General features: G+C 55.4%; 19 protein-coding genes. 12 read left to right on the top strand and 7 right to left on the bottom strand.

The genetic code is table 11. The features are described 5' to 3' along the window. Nucleotides 1-10: 10 nt before the first annotated feature. From eno to NP590_RS11780, 6 genes are all read left to right on the top strand, one after another. Nucleotides 11-1,294, top strand: coding sequence for a phosphopyruvate hydratase (eno, locus tag NP590_RS11805; protein WP_256602595.1), 1,284 nt, complete (start codon nt 11-13; stop codon nt 1,292-1,294). 133 nt (nt 1,295-1,427) lie between these two features. Further along, nucleotides 1,428-1,697, top strand: coding sequence for a septum formation initiator family protein (locus tag NP590_RS11800; protein ID WP_256602659.1), 270 nt, complete (start codon nt 1,428-1,430; stop codon nt 1,695-1,697). Between the two features lie 3 nt (nt 1,698-1,700). Continuing rightward, a complete protein-coding gene (ispD, locus tag NP590_RS11795) occupies nt 1,701-2,396 on the top strand; it encodes a 2-C-methyl-D-erythritol 4-phosphate cytidylyltransferase (RefSeq protein ID WP_256602594.1) in 696 nt (231 codons plus the stop codon). Further along, a complete protein-coding gene (gene ispF / locus NP590_RS11790; protein ID WP_256602593.1) occupies nt 2,393-2,866 on the top strand; it encodes a 2-C-methyl-D-erythritol 2,4-cyclodiphosphate synthase in 474 nt (157 codons plus the stop codon). Before ispD ends, ispF begins: the two co-directional genes overlap by 4 nt. Further along, nucleotides 2,863-3,930 (top strand): tRNA pseudouridine(13) synthase TruD, encoded by a 1,068-nt coding sequence (gene truD, locus NP590_RS11785; protein ID WP_256602592.1) that lies wholly within the window; start codon nt 2,863-2,865, stop codon nt 3,928-3,930. Before ispF ends, truD begins: the two co-directional genes overlap by 4 nt. 205 nt (nt 3,931-4,135) lie before the next feature. After that, complete coding sequence (locus NP590_RS11780) at nt 4,136-4,885, top strand: PEP-CTERM/exosortase system-associated acyltransferase (RefSeq protein ID WP_256602591.1); 750 nt, start codon at nt 4,136-4,138, stop codon at nt 4,883-4,885. A gap of 8 nt (nt 4,886-4,893) precedes the next feature. Here the strand turns inward: NP590_RS11780 and NP590_RS11775 are convergent, their stop codons facing one another. The 4 genes from NP590_RS11775 to NP590_RS11760 are packed head-to-tail and all read right to left on the bottom strand — an operon-like array spanning nt 4,894 to nt 9,135. Then, complete coding sequence (locus tag NP590_RS11775) at nt 4,894-6,837, bottom strand: type VI secretion system Vgr family protein (RefSeq protein ID WP_256602590.1); 1,944 nt, start codon at nt 6,835-6,837, stop codon at nt 4,894-4,896. 41 nt (nt 6,838-6,878) lie between these two features. Further along, nucleotides 6,879-7,142, bottom strand: coding sequence for a PAAR domain-containing protein (locus tag NP590_RS11770; protein ID WP_256602589.1), 264 nt, complete (start codon nt 7,140-7,142; stop codon nt 6,879-6,881). A 29-nt stretch (nt 7,143-7,171) separates the two neighbouring features. Beyond that, nucleotides 7,172-7,765 (bottom strand): DUF6931 family protein, encoded by a 594-nt coding sequence (locus NP590_RS11765; protein ID WP_256602588.1) that lies wholly within the window; start codon nt 7,763-7,765, stop codon nt 7,172-7,174. A gap of 32 nt (nt 7,766-7,797) precedes the next feature. Further along, nucleotides 7,798-9,135, bottom strand: coding sequence for a tetratricopeptide repeat protein (locus NP590_RS11760; protein ID WP_256602587.1), 1,338 nt, complete (start codon nt 9,133-9,135; stop codon nt 7,798-7,800). Between the two features lie 405 nt (nt 9,136-9,540). Between NP590_RS11760 and corA the strand changes: the two genes are divergently transcribed. Continuing rightward, nucleotides 9,541-10,506, top strand: coding sequence for a magnesium/cobalt transporter CorA (corA, locus tag NP590_RS11755; RefSeq protein WP_371927299.1), 966 nt, complete (start codon nt 9,541-9,543; stop codon nt 10,504-10,506). 21 nt (nt 10,507-10,527) lie between these two features. Here the strand turns inward: corA and NP590_RS11750 are convergent, their stop codons facing one another. After that, nucleotides 10,528-12,942: an ABC transporter permease gene (locus tag NP590_RS11750; RefSeq protein WP_256602585.1), complete on the bottom strand. Its 2,415-nt coding sequence runs from the start codon at nt 12,940-12,942 to the stop codon at nt 10,528-10,530. Beyond that, the gene (locus tag NP590_RS11745) at nt 12,943-13,638 is read right to left on the bottom strand and encodes an ABC transporter ATP-binding protein (protein ID WP_256602584.1); all 696 of its coding nucleotides are present in this window, start codon (nt 13,636-13,638) and stop codon (nt 12,943-12,945) included. Between the two features lie 82 nt (nt 13,639-13,720). Here NP590_RS11745 and NP590_RS11740 point away from each other — a divergent pair, with 82 nt between their 5' ends. Next, the gene (locus tag NP590_RS11740; protein ID WP_256602583.1) at nt 13,721-14,293 is read left to right on the top strand and encodes a methyltransferase family protein; all 573 of its coding nucleotides are present in this window, start codon (nt 13,721-13,723) and stop codon (nt 14,291-14,293) included. A 22-nt stretch (nt 14,294-14,315) separates the two neighbouring features. On the opposite strand, the gene NP590_RS11735 is transcribed toward NP590_RS11740, so the two are convergent. Next, on the bottom strand, nt 14,316-14,678 hold the full coding sequence (locus NP590_RS11735) for a hypothetical protein (RefSeq protein WP_256602582.1): 363 nt from the start codon (nt 14,676-14,678) through the stop codon (nt 14,316-14,318). Between the two features lie 295 nt (nt 14,679-14,973). Between NP590_RS11735 and queF the strand changes: the two genes are divergently transcribed. From queF to yajC, 4 genes are all read left to right on the top strand, one after another. Beyond that, nucleotides 14,974-15,363: a preQ(1) synthase gene (gene queF / locus NP590_RS11730; RefSeq protein WP_256602581.1), complete on the top strand. Its 390-nt coding sequence runs from the start codon at nt 14,974-14,976 to the stop codon at nt 15,361-15,363. 6 nt (nt 15,364-15,369) lie between these two features. Continuing rightward, on the top strand, nt 15,370-15,654 hold the full coding sequence (locus NP590_RS11725; RefSeq protein ID WP_013820506.1) for an EscU/YscU/HrcU family type III secretion system export apparatus switch protein: 285 nt from the start codon (nt 15,370-15,372) through the stop codon (nt 15,652-15,654). Further along, nucleotides 15,651-16,508, top strand: a complete 858-nt coding sequence (asd, locus tag NP590_RS11720) for an archaetidylserine decarboxylase (protein WP_256602580.1) — start codon at nt 15,651-15,653, stop codon at nt 16,506-16,508. The genes NP590_RS11725 and asd overlap by 4 nt, the downstream gene beginning before the upstream one ends. A gap of 123 nt (nt 16,509-16,631) precedes the next feature. Then, complete coding sequence (gene yajC, locus NP590_RS11715) at nt 16,632-16,979, top strand: preprotein translocase subunit YajC (RefSeq protein ID WP_256602579.1); 348 nt, start codon at nt 16,632-16,634, stop codon at nt 16,977-16,979. Nucleotides 16,980-17,022: the final 43 nt, after the last annotated feature.

Raw genomic sequence — 17,022 nt, 5'->3', positions numbered from 1 at the left:
AGGCAAGCTAATGGCAAGAATAGTAGATGTAAAAGCAAGAGAAGTTTTGGATTCGCGCGGCAATCCGACCGTTGAAGCGGAAGTGTATTTGTCCTCCGGCATCGTCGGCAGCGCCATGGTGCCGTCCGGCGCCTCCACCGGCGAACGCGAAGCCATTGAATTGCGCGACGGCGACAAAGCCCGCTATTTGGGCAAAGGCGTATTGAACGCGGTAAACTTCGTCAACACCGAAATCCGCGAAGCGGTAGTCGGTATGGACGCCGACAACCAAGCCGCGCTGGACCAAAAAATGATAGACCTGGACGGCACCGCCAGCAAAAGCCGCTTGGGCGCCAACGCCATTTTGGGCGTATCCATGGCCGCAGCCCGCGCCGCCGCGCAAGAAGCCGGCGTACCGCTGTACAAATTCCTGAACAAATCCGGCGAATTCATCATGCCGGTACCGATGATGAACATCATCAACGGCGGTTCGCACGCGGACAACAGCGTCGATTTGCAGGAATTCATGATTCTGCCGGTAGGCGCGCCGACTTTCCGCGAAGCCATCCGTTATGGCGCGGAAGTATTCCATAACCTGGCCAAAGTATTGAAAAGCCGCGGTCTGGCCACGACTGTCGGCGACGAAGGCGGTTTCGCGCCTAACCTGTCTTCCAACGAAGAAGCTATCGAAGTGATTCTGGAAGCCATCGAAAAAGCCGGCTACAAAGCGGGCGAAGATATTTACCTGGGCATGGACGCGGCGGCTTCCGAGTATTTCAAAGACGGCAAATATGTGTTGGCCGCCGAAGGCCGCAGCTTCGACTCTGCGGAAATGATCGACTTCCTGGCCGCTTGGGTGGACAAATACCCCATCATCTCCATCGAAGACGGCCTGGACGAAAACGACTGGGACGGCTGGAAACTGCAAACCGAAAAACTGGGCGGCAAAATCCAATTGGTCGGCGATGATTTGTTCGTGACCAACCCTGCCATCCTGAAAGAAGGCATCGACAAAGGCATCGCCAACTCCATCCTGATTAAAGTCAACCAAATCGGCACCTTGACCGAAACCTTGGCCGCTATCGATATGGCTGGCGCGGCGGGTTACAGCGCGGTGGTTTCCCACCGTTCCGGCGAAACCGAAGACACCACCATTGCCGACCTGGTGGTCGCTACCGGCACCGGCCAAATCAAAACCGGTTCCTTGAGCCGTTCCGACCGGGTCGCCAAATACAACCGTCTGATGAAAATCGAAGACGAGTTGGGCGACAAAGCCAAATACGCCGGCCGTAGCGCGTTCAAAATGCTGAAATAAAAAGCGTAGCGTGGGTTTACCCAAAAGGGCATAAAAGGCGTTAGCCGTAACCCAATACGTCGACTGTTGTGTTGGGTTACGTCCTTCGCTAACGCTCCGGACTAACCCAACCTACACATTTAGAGAAGTCGCCATTAAACACATCCTCATCCTCATCATCGCACTGATTATCCACTTCCAGTACCGGTTGTGGCTGGGTGATGCCAGCGTTTCGCAAATCAACACCTACCGGCAACAACTGGATGAGTTGAACAAGGAAGTGCAGGAAAAGAAAGACCGCAACGACGCGCTATATGCCGAGGTGCTGGATTTGCGCCGCGGCTTGGAAACCATAGAAGAACGCGCCCGCTACGATCTGGGCATGATCAAGGAAAACGAAACTTTTTTTCAAGTGCTTGAATAGCGCATGAACCAATCATTCAAATGCTGGGCCGTGGTGCCCGCGGCCGGCGTCGGCAAACGCATGCAGGCCGACCGCCCCAAACAATACCTGCCGCTGGCCGGCAAAACCGTCATCGAGCACACCCTGAGCCGATTATTGCAATCCGGCGCCTTTCAGTCCGTGGCGGTGGCAATTTCGCTTGAAGATCCCTATTGGCCTGAGCTGGAAATTTCCCGACACCCGCAAATCATCACCGCCCCCGGCGGCAGGGAACGCGCGGACTCGGTGCTGTCCGCCTTAAAATCCCTGCAAGACAATGCGGCGGAAGATGACTGGGTTTTGGTGCACGATGCCGCCCGCCCCTGTTTGACAGCCGACGACATTCATCTGCAAATCGAGACGTTAAAAGACGACGCAGTGGGCGGCATTCTGGCCTTGTCCTCGCACGACACCTTGAAACACGTGGACGGCAATAGCATTACCGCCACCATAGACCGCAAGCACGTCTGGCGGGCGCTGACCCCGCAAATGTTCAAATACGGCATGCTGCGCGACGCCTTGCAGCAAACCGAAGGCAATCCGGCCATTACCGACGAAGCCAGTGCGCTGGAGTTGCTGGGCTTTCAACCGAAAATCGTCGAAGGCCGCCCCGACAACATCAAAATCACCCGCCCGGAAGATCTGGCCCTGGCGCAATTTTATATGGAGCAACAAGCATGATCCGAGTCGGCCAAGGTTACGACGTCCACCGTTTCAACGACGGCGACCACATCATTCTGGGTGGGGTGACCATTCCTTACGAAAAAGGCCTGGAAGCCCATTCCGACGGCGACGTGGTGTTGCACGCCCTGGCCGACGCCATCCTGGGCGCGGCGGCCTTGGGCGATATCGGCAAACACTTTCCGGACACCGACCCCAACTTCAAGGGCGCCGACAGCCGGGTATTGCTGCGCCATGTGTATACAATCGTGCAGGAAAAAGGCTACAAGCTGGTGAACGCCGACATCACCATCATCGCCCAGGCGCCGAAAATGCTGCCGCACGTACCGGACATGCGCGCCAACATCGCCGCCGATTTGCAGGTCGATATCGACTTCATCAACGTCAAGGCCACCACCACCGAAAAGCTGGGTTTCGAAGGCCGCAAGGAAGGCATAGCGGTGCAGGCTGTCGTACTCATCGAAAAGTGAGCGACTTTTCAATACCGGTTTGGCCGCATGCCTACGGCGGCCCCGTCGCCACCGGCGACATTAAAGCCGAGCCAGAGGATTTCGTGGTCGAGGAAATCCTGTCCTTCATACCGGAAGGCAGCGGCGAGCACGTATTTTTGCACATCGAGAAAATCGGCGAAAACACCGAATATGTCGCCCGCCTGCTGGCCAGGCATGCCGGCGTCCGGCAGCGCGACATCGGTTACGCCGGCCTGAAAGACCGCCACGGCCGCACCCGGCAGTGGTTTAGCGTCTGGCTGCCTACGCCCAAACAGGCACTGGGCCCGGATCAACAACCCCTACCCGGCAAGCCTGAACCGGATTGGCGGGCCTTGGAAAATACACAGCTCAAAATACTGCAAGTCATTCGGCACGCCCGCAAACTCCGCCGTGGCGTTTTGTCCGGCAACCGCTTTGAGATAGTGCTTCGCAACTGGCAAGGCAATCGGGAGGTGGCCGAGCAACAGCTGCGACAAATTCAAACCCAAGGTTTTCCGAATTATTTCGGCGAGCAGCGCTTCGGCCACCAGGGCCGCAACGTCGAAAAAGCCCTGGCCATGTTTGCCGGCGACAGAGTCAAACGCGAACAACGCTCAATCTATTTGTCCGCCGCCCGCTCGTTTTTGTTCAACCAGATACTGGCCGAGCGCTTATATACCGGCACATGGAATTGCGGCTTAGCGGGCGAAGTCTGCAAGTTACAGGGTAGTAACAGCCAGTTTGTGGCCGCCAGCATCGATCAAACCCTGATGGAGCGCATGCGGCAAGGCGAGACTCACCCCACCGGAGCATTATGGGGCAAGGGAATCTGCGCCGCGGGGGGCGAGGTATTGGCATTGGAACAACGCATAGTCAGCCGCTACCCGAGTTTGGCCGACGGCCTGCTGAAAGCCGAACTGGAACAGGATCGCCGCGCCTTGCGCGTGATTCCGGAAGACCTGAACTGGCAATTTGAAAAAGACAGTCTCCTGCTACGTTTCGGTTTGCCGGCCGGCAGCTATGCGACGGCTTTATTACGCGAAATTGTGCAAACCAGCGGCTAGCATGCACGCCATGGCGGCTTTCCCAAAACTAAGACCGCCGATGTAATTACATCTGTTTTTCACATAATTTTAATTTAATCTTAAGCTTAGGCTTACATCCGTAGTAAAAGATATGGTCTAGAATTGTTTGGAAACGTAATTTCAGCGATCTGTCGTTGATAAATTTAAGTGATGGACTAATTTCAATACCCCATGGAGTTTTACATTGGCTTCCGAAAAACAATCATTCGATAATTGTTTTGAAGTTTTCCTGGCGGACACACCGGAAAGCAGACAAATACATTTCAACCTTAGATATCAGGTCTATTGCGAGGAAATGGGGTTTGAAGACAAGACGCAATACCCCGACGAAATGGAATCCGATGAGTGGGACGACAAAGCCGTTCATTTTTTGGTCCGGCACAAACTTTCCGGCCATTGGCTGGGCGGCCTGCGTCTGGTTTATAACGAAAACGGCCCACTACCGTTTGAAAGGCACAGCACATCGCATCAGCATATAAGCCCCGGTCAACGCAAGATATCGGTGGAAATGTCCCGATTGTGCGTGATCAAGGAAGCAAGGCGCTTCTCATCCAAGCGTTTTGCCCCCTACGGCTTGCCGGATCAGGAAATAGCCGCCGAAAACGACAAAGTCAGGTCGTTTTATAATTTCAAAAATCAAACCCGCAGCATGATATGGGGACTGTTTAAAGCCGCCGTCGACTACTCGGCGGAAAAACACCTGGATTACTGGTACTTTATCGTGGCGCCCGCGCTGGCCTACTTTATAAAACGGGAAGGATTCGAACTCTCGCAAATCGGCGAACCCTGCGATCACAAGGGCGTGCGGATACCTTACAAAATCGCTGTCAAAAACATTCTGCAAAATCCCTTGTGGCAAACCGATTATAAAAACGATTTTTATGTCTACTCGGAAGTCTTCAAGGCGCGCGCCGGCAAGCAAAAAATGGCCTGAACCATGGCTTAATTGATCATCACCACGCCACCCTTCAGAGTGAGCATGGCATCGCCACTGACGGTGGTAGTCAGGCCCTTGAGATCGGTTGTGGTCTGGCCTTCTATCTTGATCATCAGGCCCTTGATGGTTACCCCCGACTGATCGATTTTTACGCTGTTCTGCCCGACCTTCAACTCTATCGACTGCATGGCTTCCTCGGTGATTTTTCCCGAGTCGACCTTCACGGTGCGATTACCCATCGCTACCGTAATCTCGTCATTACCTTGCTTTATTTCCGCCGTTCTGTTACCGGTTTTGACGGTAAGCGCGTCATTGCCCTGATCCAACGTAACGGTGCGATTGTTATAAATATCGACCGTCTGATCGCCCGGGTCTTTTTTATCGAAACCTATGGTATGCACATCGTCGTTTTCGACGACCCTGGTAAAGTTTTTCTCGGCATGAATATATAGTTCTTCCTCGCCTTTTTTGTCTTCAAAGCGAATTTCGTTGAAATTATCCGCCGAACCTTCCTTGCTGCTGCGCGACTTGATACCGCTTTGAGTTTTATTGGCGTCCAGTTCGTAAGGCGGCATTTGGTCGGCGTTATACACCCGCCCGGTGATGATGGGACGATCCGGATTTCCTTCCAGGAAATCCACGATCACTTCCTGCCCTATGCGCGGAATATGAATCGCACCCCAGTTTTTGCCGGCCCATACCTGGGCAACCCGCACCCAACAGGAACTGTTTTCGTCGTTATTGCCTTCGCGATCCCAATGAAACTGCACCTTGACCCTGCCGTACTTATCGGTGGTAATCTCGTCGCCCGACTTACCGACCACGATGGCGGTTTGCACGCCCTGTACCACCGGGATGCGACTGACTCTCGGCGCGCGGTAATCGAAACTGCTGCGTATGACCGAATAGCGGCATTGATAGGGTTCCGCGCTGTCGGCGATTCCGAAAGAGTGATAGCCGTTGACTTGAAGCTGAATCTGGCTGGAAACCACGATATGCTCCTTGTTTTGATCCGCGCGCGGATACTGGCTCAGCTCGAATTTATTCCCGGTGGCCAGACCGCGAGTATTACCCGACGCGGCGATAAACTCAAACCCGGCCCGCATCTCCTGCATTCTGACCTTGGCGTAATGATCGCCGTCGGCGGTTTTGATGTAATCACCGGGGTAATCGTAAACTTCCTTGCTGTCTTCATCATGCCCGCCCGGCTTGCTGGAGGTGGTTTTTAATTCGGCCTTGGGCTTCTCGAAGTCGAAATCGTCGTGCACGTAAGTCCCGCTTTGGATTTCCTCGCTGACCCGCCATTCATAGATATGCTCCTTGTTGCGGCGACCCTGATTTTCCGGCGGAAAATAAGGAATGGTCTGTTTGGCGGGTTCCGCGTGGCCGGAAGCGTCGTCGCACAACACCATGGTGTGCCTGCCATCGGCGTGCTTGAAGTAATAGTAGATACCCTCGACCTCCATCAAGCGGCTGATGAAATTAAAATCGCTTTCCCGGTACTGCACGCAATATTCGCGCGGCTCATAGGTAGCGGCCAACTTGTTTTCCAAATCGGTGTATCCGTGCTCGGTCAGCAATTTCTTCACGATATCCGGAACCGAAACATTGGAAAAAATTCTGCAGTTGCCGGTTCTGGACAATAACCAGGGCTTGGGTCGCAAGGTGGCCCGGTAATAATTCAACCGACCCAGCGTCCCGAACAGACTGATGCGCGTCACGATGCCGTGCACGGAGCGGTGCCCGCCGCCGTCCAGATACAGCTTTACCGTCATTCCGGTGCCGAGCAGGCCTTTCAGATCGATGTCATTTTTTTCGCTGAGTAACTCTAGTTCATATTCATACAACCGACTCATATGCTCGGTGCCGGTCATCCGATACAACAACAAATCAGTCTCCCCCAGCGAGGTGGTTACCGACGCTATCCGGTCAACTTGGGATAAAGCCATGATTGAAGTCCTATAGTCCGCTTAATATTCGAGTAACGTTTTCAACCGCCGATCAAGACCGTCGGATAACCCAGTACAATCACACCCCCATGGGCGGTCTGATCCCCCATTCTGGCTGCGGGCAAGCCACCGATCAAAACCGTTGCCGAACCCTTGGCGATCACATCGGGCGGCCCGACACAAACCGCCATATCCGTGGCTCTGGCGGCCGGCAGGCTGCCGATCAGCGTGGTTACCGCTCCCGGCGGCAAAATCGGCCCACCCACATGCGGCACCGGCCCGTTAAACATCGGGCAAACGTGCATATCCGAAATTCTTGCCGCTGGCTGACCCATCACTGCCCTCCATTGCCGGCTGGCCAAAGCCGGCCATTGCCGCCATTGGCTATATCGATGCCCTGTTCCAGAAAAAACAGGTATTTATCATTGGCCTGTTCAGGCCGGCTTTGCACCGCCGCCAACATCACCGCGCCGGCTACCGCCTTGGCGGTCAAATTATCCGCCGGCGGCACGGCCGGCACGTTTTCCGGCGCCATGCTACCCTCGCTCCAGAATGCCGCCATCCCGGCCCAGGCGGCGGGGTTTTCGAACTTGGCCAATTCGGCGGCATGATAGGCTTGCCGCCGATTGGCCTCGTTGGGTTTATACACCCAGGCCTCGGCGGCCTCCACGGCTTGCAGCAGTTGTTGCCCGGCATGTTCGGCAAGACAGCCCCTGGCGCTCAGGCAGGCCCACCAAACCGCTTCGCGTTTCGGCAAGGCCCTGGCCAAAAAACGCACCGCGTCCGGATACAGTTGTTGCTGAATCAGACTACGCAAAAAATCGACCGGAACCGGATCGGTCGCCAGACAGGCTTGAGCAGCCTGATCCAGTTCTATGTCCTGGCAAACGAGCGCCGCCTTCGGGGCTAAAACTTTATTTAGAGACACAAAATCAACCATATGTTTCCCACTGGTTAGCTTTACTGATTCATAACTTTACGGGCGACCACCAAAAATCCGTCAACCGGCACTCCGCCCTCATAGCGTAACATGACTTTTTCCAACCCAGCCGGCGTAAGGCCGGCGGACACCAACACATCCCTTATGTAGGCTTCGGAGTGACTGAAGCGCCCATGCGGCTGTATTTTGAAGCCTTGCTCGAGATCGGCCTCGGATCGTTCCAGGGTAAACACGAAATGGCCGCCGGGCAATAGGGCTGTCCGCGCCGCGCGGCATACCTCCGTCAAATCGCCGAAGTAAACCAAGGTATCGGCGGAAACGATCACGTCGGGCACCAGAGAATAGGAGGCCACGCATTCGGTCAATTCGGCTTGCAGCAGTTGGTCGTAACATTCGCGCTTTTGGGCTTTTTCCAGCATTTTGGCCGACAAATCAACCCCAACCATATGCTTGGCGTAAGGTTTCAGCAAGGGACCGCAGAGCCCGGTTCCGCAACCGGCATCGAGAATTTCCAGACCGCGCCCCGTTTGCTTAAAGACCTCACCTACCGCATCCGCAACCAAAAACGGCGCTTTATATTCCAGGCGCTTCAGCACCATATCGAAGCTGTCGGCAAAATCGTCGAAGGTCTGAATGATGTATTCATCGCTGGCGCGCGGAAGATCAAATTCGCCGGTGTAGGCATGCAGCCGATGCAGGGCCAGCGGATTTTCCGGATCGTGTTCCAGCCACTCCCTGACCAATCCGATGGCGTCCTCGGCATTGCCCTGCAGACACATCGCCGCGCACAGATTTTCGTAATTTTCGGGGTTGTAGGGTTTCAGCTTGATGACCCACCGATAGGCCTCTATACACTGCCCGAACTGGCCCAGTTTTTTGTAGGCGTTACCCAGGTTGCGATAAAACTCGGCATTTTCCGGCATCAGCGCGATCGCCTTGGCAAAAGCCGCTATCGCATCCTCCAAGCGGGCCAACTGACTTAAAACCACGCCAAAATTATTAAAAGCCGCCGCATTGGCGGGATTCAAATCCAGCGCCCGCTCGTAACTAAGCGCCGCCTGTTCGAAGTCCTCCAGCCGATTATAAATATTACCCAAATTATTGTGGGCATCCGAATATTCGGGAGCTTCCGCAATCGCCTCGCGGATCAAATCGATTGCTCGCCGATTGTCGCCCTTTTGGTGCATCAGCAAACCCAAAAAATGCAGGGCCTCCGGACACTTGGGAAACTGCCCGAGAATAGTGCCGTACAATTCCTCGGCATCGTCCAATTCCCGCGCCTGATGCAGGCTGATGGCCAAGCCTAGTGCATAATCCAAATCCAGCGCTTGTACAGCCGGCTCAACACTGCTCGTCATGAGACTCGCCCCGGCGCGCTTGAATGCACGGCATCGATACGAAAAGTGAACGCAATGCCGTCAGCGGCAAGCGTGTTCTCCAATTTTTTACTTTCAGAGCAAGAGTTTTCGAAAAACATATTGAGTTCCGCCAAGAATTCGCCAAATGAGCCGCGGGTAATTTCGCAGCATAACTATAGCCCTAAAATGCCGGTATCGGCTGGTAGATTAAGCAATTTGCCATAAAGCTTAAACCGCTGCATGATGATGCGGCAAATTTGGCCGGCGTTTTGCCGAGCTTGCTTCGAACGGTAGCACCCCGGCAACGCTTATCCGGCTTAAGCCGCTTTATACCCCGACTGTTGCCCTTACTTAAAACATACTCAACCCTGGAGGCGAGCGTTGCCAAACGCCACCGATAACAACATGATCATGAAAGGCGTCGCGTATCTTCACGGGGTCGGCGTGGGAGACGTCGGTATAGACGACATCAGCGAGGCGATTAGACAACCCGATCATTTCATCTGGCTGGGTCTGCGCGAACCGGATGCGGATTTACTGACCACCATACAACACACCTTCGGTTTACATGAATTGGCCGTGGAAGATGCCCGTTCCGCGCACCAGAGGCCCAAGCTGGAAGAATACGGCGACTCGCTGTTTATTGTGTTGCATACCGCCTCGTTGGAAAATGAGGGCGTCGCCTTCGGCGAAACTCATTTTTTCGTCGGCAACCATTTTCTGGTGACGGTGCGCCACGGCGCCTCAATGAGCCACGGTAAAGTCAGAGCCCGTTGCGAGGCCGCGCCCCACCAACTGGCCAAGGGTCCTGGATTTGCGCTGTATGCCATCATGGACTTTATTGTCGACAATTACGTACCGGTATTGGACGGTCTGCAAACCCGCTTCGACAGCCTGGAATCGGCGATATTCACCAACCATCCCAGCCGGGAAACCATGGAGGGTCTTTACCAACTGAAACGCGAATTGATCCGGATGCAGGGCGTCATCATACCGGTCATCGATATCTGCAACGTATTGATGCATTCTCGCGAAATCAATATCCCCAAGGATGTGCGCCTGTATTTTCGGGACATCGCCGACCATGTAAGCCGCATCGACCGCGCCATGGAGGGCATGCGGGAAATGCTGATCGCCGCCATGCAGGTGCATTTGACCTTTGAGACCGTCAGACAAAACGAAGTGGTAAAACGACTGGCCGGCTGGGGCGCCATTCTGGCCATCCCCACCATGTTGTTCAGCTGGTACGGCATGAACTTCAGGCACATGCCGGAACTGGAATGGGTATACAGCTATCCGTTGGTGGTGGGAGGCGTGTCGATCGGCAGTTTGTTGCTGTATTGGCGCTTGCGACGGGCGGGATGGTTATAACTTGGACAACACGCAATACGCCTAATGCCCCAGGCAATCCCTGATGCTCATATTGGCCGCCGCGCGGGCCGGCCAATAGGCGGCAACCGCCGCCAGCGGCAGCACGATAAGCAGCCAATAGCCGACCGCCCAGGCATCAAAGCTGAAATCCAGCTTCAGTCCCAACATGGTCTCGCCCAAGCTATCGGCGACCGGTCGGGCGGCAAAATAGGCCAACGGCAGACTGAGCAACCAAGCGACCATGCCGTGCAACAGTCCTTCCAGCACAAACAGGCGGGAGATCACTCCGCCCGACGCACCGATTGCCCGCAATACGCCAATCTCGCGGGTGCGCTGCAAGACACTGATCGCCAATGCGCCCGACAAACCGATGCCGCCCACCACCGCTATCATGCAAGCCAGGCCAAGCAACATGCCTATCACCGGCTTGAACTGATTGGCGGCAAATTGACGCTGCCGCAGCTTTGCCACCGTGCCGTAAACATCCAGCGGGATGCCATTGTCCTGAAACCGTTGCTTTAACGCCGCCAAATAGTCGGCTTCTTCAGTCAGGCTGCTTTTGTCGGCATCCAGCAAGGCAAATGACACGGCATCTTGACGATCAGTGAGCGCCCGCAAGGTTTCCACCGGTGCGTAAACCGGTTCGATAGCATAATCACTGCCCGCCAGCCAGCGATAAATACCGATGATTTGCCAACTTTGCCGCAATGGACCCAGACCAACACCGACCTGATCGCCGGCTCGCAGCCCATTCATCGCGGCGGTATCCGCGCTAATCAGCATCACCCGCCGACCAGCGTCGGCTTGAGTGAACCAACGGCCGGACTCGATTAAGGGCTGGTACAACTCCCCCGCCACCGGTAGCGCCAGCAGTTGCAAGCCCAAACTGCCTTTTTGTTGCAAAGCTTTACCCTCATGAGAAATTTCCAGCGGATAGCGTTGCCAAAATTCGATTTTTTGCGTGCCGCTTACCGCGTTGGCAATCGCCGTGACGCGAGACTGCTCTTGCTCGCCGCTAAAGCCCAAGCGCACACTATAGCGGCTGCGAGCCATTTCATTGTCCAGCGTCAGGTGCAACGAGGCGATCAGACTCATCAACACCAAAAACATCGCCCCGGCAATGATCAGGACGCTTTGCGTCAACAACAAACGGCCCTTACGGCGAAACAGATTGCCCAGTGCCGCCGCATTCAAAGTGGACAAATAGCGGGCGCCGACCCGATCCAGCCAAACATCGAAACGGCTGCCGCCAAAATCCGCCCTCAAGCCGTAACTGGCCAACGCCTCCCGCACGTTCATATTCGCCCCGCGCAGAATCGGGCCCAATGCCGCGAACATCGGCACCAGCACACCGCCAACCGTCATTAGCAACACAGCCTTGCCGGAATACGAAAAACCGCCGCACTCGATATTAAACAGACCCAGCAACCGACAGGAACTCAGGTAAGCGGCAGCCAAACCGCAAGGCGCGGCCAGTGCAACGGCACACACGGCCAGCAACAGCGTCTCCACCAAATACAGTTTGGCTATGCTCAGGCGTTTGGCGCCCAGTGCTTTCATCACCCCAATCTGATCGGTTTGCTGGGTAATATGGGCTGCCACGGTGTTCAGTATCAATACGCTGGCCAGCAACAGAGATACCAAGGCCATCAGCTTCAAAACCCCATTGACTCCGGCCATGAACGGCCGCCCCCAATGCCGATCCGGGTCCTGCAACAGCGTGGCGTTAACGGCAATCCCCCGCTCGATCAACAGTTGTCGAATATCCAATGCCACGGCCCGCGCTTGCTCGGCTCTAAACGGCGGCCGGATCCGCACCAGCAGCTGCCGAAAACTGTGCTCGGGCACGCCAAACCATTTGGCGTCGCCGGTATCGGCAAAAAAATGCATCTGCCCGCCAAACTTGGGTGGTTTGATAAATGGATGACGCACGACGCCTTGCAGCGTTAGTTGATGATTGCCGGTGACTGTTTCAAACTCGATTCGAGCCTCCAGGCCGATACCGCTGGCCCTGGCCGACAAATTTTCGATAGCCACGCCGCCCGCCGCCGGCCATTGACCGGCTTGCAACAGCGTTTTATCGAAGCGCTGCGCCGTATAATCCGGTCTGATCATCAAGGTAGCCAACTGCCATTCAGCCTCGCCGACCGGCCGAAACCGCACCGTTACCGGCGTCATTCCCTCCACGGCCAATACCCCCGGCAACGCTGCAATTTTGCCTAGCAGCGAATTGTCCGCATCGCTACGCAATATCATGCTGATATGCGAGGGTTGCGATTGCCGGTGCGCGCTGTCCATTCGGCCGAGCTGTAAATCGATCATGCCGAACAAGGTGCCGACGCAAAACACCCCGGCGGCGATACTGATCACCGCTAGAACGCTACGGGATTTGCCAAGCCATAAATCGGCCCGGACTTTATGCCACAGCGTATGCATTTATCCCGCCACCGCCGGAGTATCGGCATGAATCCGCCCGCAACGAATCTCCAGTTTGCGGCTGGCGGCAGCGGCCAAGGTTTCATTGTGCGTAACCATCACCAGGGTCTTGCCTTGATCCCGCAAATGCGCAAACAAGTCAAACACGTCATCCGCGGTGGCGGCATCCAGGTTGCCGGTGGGTTCGTCGGCCACAATCAGCGGAGGATCGTTGGCCAAGGCTCGGGCAATCGCCGCCCGCTGCTGCTGCCCGCCGGAAACCTGGCTGGGCAAACGATGGCACGCATCGGCCAAGCCAACCCGTTCCAACAGTTGCATGGCCTGTTGTCGCCGTTGCGTCTTGGACAGTTTGCCGAGAAAATCCATCGGCAGCATGACGTTTTGCAATAAGTTCAGGCTTGGCAGCAATTGAAAAAACTGAAACACAATGCCGAGATTGGCACCTCGCCATAAGCTGAGTCTTTCATTGCTTAAATTTTGCAAAGCCGCGCCGTTTACTATCACCTGTCCGCTGCTGGGATGGTCGATGCCGGTCAACAGATTCAACAAAGTGGACTTGCCGTTGCCGGACGGCCCGACGATGGCGACGAATTCGCCCGGGACAACCTCAAAATTGATATCGTGCAACACGGTCTGAGAAATGCCGGCCAGCGGGTAATCCTTATACACCTGTTTCAGTTCGATGATCTTTTTCATGACGGCCGGGCAAATTGCGGTATGTTACAGCAAGCGCCCGCCGCCGGCTGGCCGCATTCTGATATTGAACAGGGAGATTGATATGACATCCGCGCGCCTCGTCTGGCTGGTATTGTGCCTGGGTTGGGTAGCGGCGGAAATTCGGCTGGCCCGGCAAACCCGCCGGAACGGACAAAATATCGTGACCGGCGAACGCCGGACACAGAATTGGTTATGGCTGAGCATTCTGACGGGGCTGGGTTTGGCTTTGCTATTCAAACAACTTGCCTGGTTTCCGCTGCCGCCGTCTTATTTGCCCAGACAACTGCTGGCACTAGCGGCATTCGGCGGCGGACTAAGCCTGAGATTTTGGGCCGTGCAACACCTGGGCCGGTTTTTTACCACTCATGTCACTATCCAGCAGCGGCATCGATTGATTACCAGCGGCCCTTACCGCGCGATTCGCCACCCCGCCTACACAGGTTTGCTGCTGGCGCTGACGGCGGCCGGTTGGGCAATGGGCGATTTTCTGGCCTTATTGTGCCTGACCCTGCCGGTTTTTTGGGGCTTCCGGTTGCGGATCGATATCGAGGAGGGAATGCTGCGGGAACGCTTCGGCGATAGCTATCGCGAGTATTGCCGAAACAGTTGGCGCTTGCTGCCCTGGCTTTATTGAACCAGGACAGCGCGTTTATCGATCAAGCCGCCAGAGCGTTTGCCACTCGGGTAGGAGAAGCATTGGCAACGGCCTCTTTTGCCTGAGCGGGATTGCTTCGGATGGCTGAAATGATGCTGCTGGCCGTTTCCTGGGCCTTTTGGCGATCCAGAATCTGCGTCTGATTGGCGGCCTGCTTGACGGAAGCGGTATTGGATAGCTGCAGGCCCTCGGTGGAAATGGTGGCGCTATCCTGGGCCACGCTATTGTCTTTATCTCCGTCGCGTTGCGTCGGCGCCTTGTCCCTTTGGCGCGCCAAGGCTTCCACGTCCTGACTGCCGTCCGTTGCGGAACCGCGACCGACGGTCATGTTTTTTTGACTTGAATTTAATGCGCTAATGTCCACATCGACCTCCCATGGAAACATTGATACTGTCAATTGATACTACGGCCCGATTCTACCTTAAATAAAAAAATGTCCGCCGATATTTTTTGCAATTTCCGGCTTGGTAGGCATTCCGCTTACATAATCCGCCAAGGCCCCGCAACCGCTGTTTTCGGTCGCGGCACTTCCGGCCCGGACTAGCCCGCGCTGAAGAATTAGCATTTTTCCGCCCGTAGAGCTGATAAAATTCCGCGTCCGCATGTGGCGGAGAACATTTTCCAAGGCTTGGACGCTTTAAACCAACCAAAAACCTGCAATGACTACACAACCCAGCTCGGATCTGACCACTTTCGAAAACCCCCGCCCGGCACGCGATTTCACCATACGCATAGACATCCCAGAATTTACCTGCCTATGCCCGATGACCGGCCAGCCCGACTTTGCCAAACTGGTGCTCGAATATGTGCCGGACAAACTGTGCGTGGAATTGAAATCGCTGAAGCTTTACATGTGGACTTTCCGCGAGCGCGGCGCCTTTCACGAAGCCGTTACCAATGAAATTCTGGATCATATCGTGGCGGCGATTTCGCCCAACTTCATGCGTCTGCGCGCGGAGTTTAATGTGCGCGGCGGCATCTACACCACGGTAATCGCCGAACACCGCAACCCGGACTGGCTGGCGCCGACGCCGGTCAACCTGCCCTGAGCGACCGTGAGCGGCCGAACCTTTTACAACAGCGACATTGCCGTCGCCCTGAAATACGACGGCAAAAACGCGCCCAAGGTCACCGCCAAGGGCGAAGGCTTTACCGCTCAGCAAATTTTGGCTATAGCCGAAAAACACGGCGTGCCGCTGCAAAACGAACCCGAGCTGGCGCGCATTCTGGCCCAAGTACCGCTGGGCGACGAAATCCCGCAACAATTGTATATCGCCGTCGCCGAAGTGATCGCCTTCGCCTACTTCATCAGCGGAAAAACCCCCGACTCCGAATCATGACCTTAAAAGAACTATTTACCGTCACGCCCCAATACGCACTCCCCCATCACGCGTTGTCGGGACTGATGTCCGGACTGACTCACAGTAAAAATACGCTTTGGAAAAACCTGTTCATCAAGCTGATTATCCGCCTTTACGGCGTCAACATGGATGAAGCCAATGTGCGGGAGCTTGACCGATACGCCAGCTTCAATGAATTTTTTACCCGCGAATTAAAACCCGGCGTCCGCCCGATTGCGACGGCGAGCGACGCCATCGCCTGCCCCGCCGACGGCGCCGTCAGTCAAGCCGGCCCCATCGAAAACGGCCGGATATTTCAGGCCAAGGGCCACGACTATAGCGCGGTGGAATTGCTGGGCGGCGATATAGAACGCGCCAAGGCCTTCGAAAACGGTTCCTTCGCCACCATCTACCTGTCGCCCAAGGATTACCATCGCCTGCACATGCCGCTGACCGGCACATTAAGGGAAATGGTACATATTCCGGGCCGCCTGTTCAGCGTCAACAATACCACCGTCAACGCCGTGCCCAATTTATTTGCCCGCAATGAGCGCGTGGCCTGTATTTTCGACACCGAAGCCGGTCCGATGGCGCTGGTATTGGTGGGGGCGATTTTCGTTTCCAGCGTGGAAACGGTTTGGCACGGAGTGGTCACCCCACCCAGCATCGATAGCGTCCGTGCCTGGAATTATTCCGACCACGCCCCCATATTGGAAAAGGGTGCGGAAATGGGCCGCTTCAACATGGGTTCCACCATCATCGTTCTCTTCGGCAAGGACAAAACAGCCTGGATCGACGACCTGACGGCCGGCAGGCCGGTGAAACTGGGTGAGCGGATAGGTCGTTGTTTTTGATAATAACTCCAAAATCAAGCCGATATGCGATAACCGCCCCGACTGTGGCATAATGCCCGACTTTCCGGTCCGGCACCGGACATTCAATTACAACATCACGATAATAATTTTAAGAGGATGACAATGAGCTTTTTTATCTCCGACGCCATGGCCCAGGCCGCGCCAGCTACCTCGCAACCCGGTTTCGAAGGCATGCTGTTTCCATTGGGTATTTTGGTTTTCTTTTATTTTTTGTTCATCCGCCCGCAATCCAAGCGCAACAAGGAACAAAAACAAATGTTGGCGGCGCTGGGCAAGGGCTCCGAAGTGGTGACAACCGGCGGCATTCTCGGCAAAGTGGCCGACCTGGACGACAATTTCGTCAAGCTGGAAGTGGCCGACAACAGTTTCATCCAAGTACAACGTCACGCCATTGCCAACATGATGCCCAAGGGCACCTACAAAACCTTGAACAAAAAACCGCGGGACTAAAGCCTCCCGAACTCCGGCATCCATCACTTTCGACCCTAAGGTA

It is taken from the genome of Methylomonas subterranea (genome assembly GCF_024505185.1).
GTDB lineage: Bacteria > Pseudomonadota > Gammaproteobacteria > Methylococcales > Methylomonadaceae > Methylomonas > Methylomonas subterranea.
This window is presented reverse-complemented; position numbering and strand designations above follow the sequence as displayed.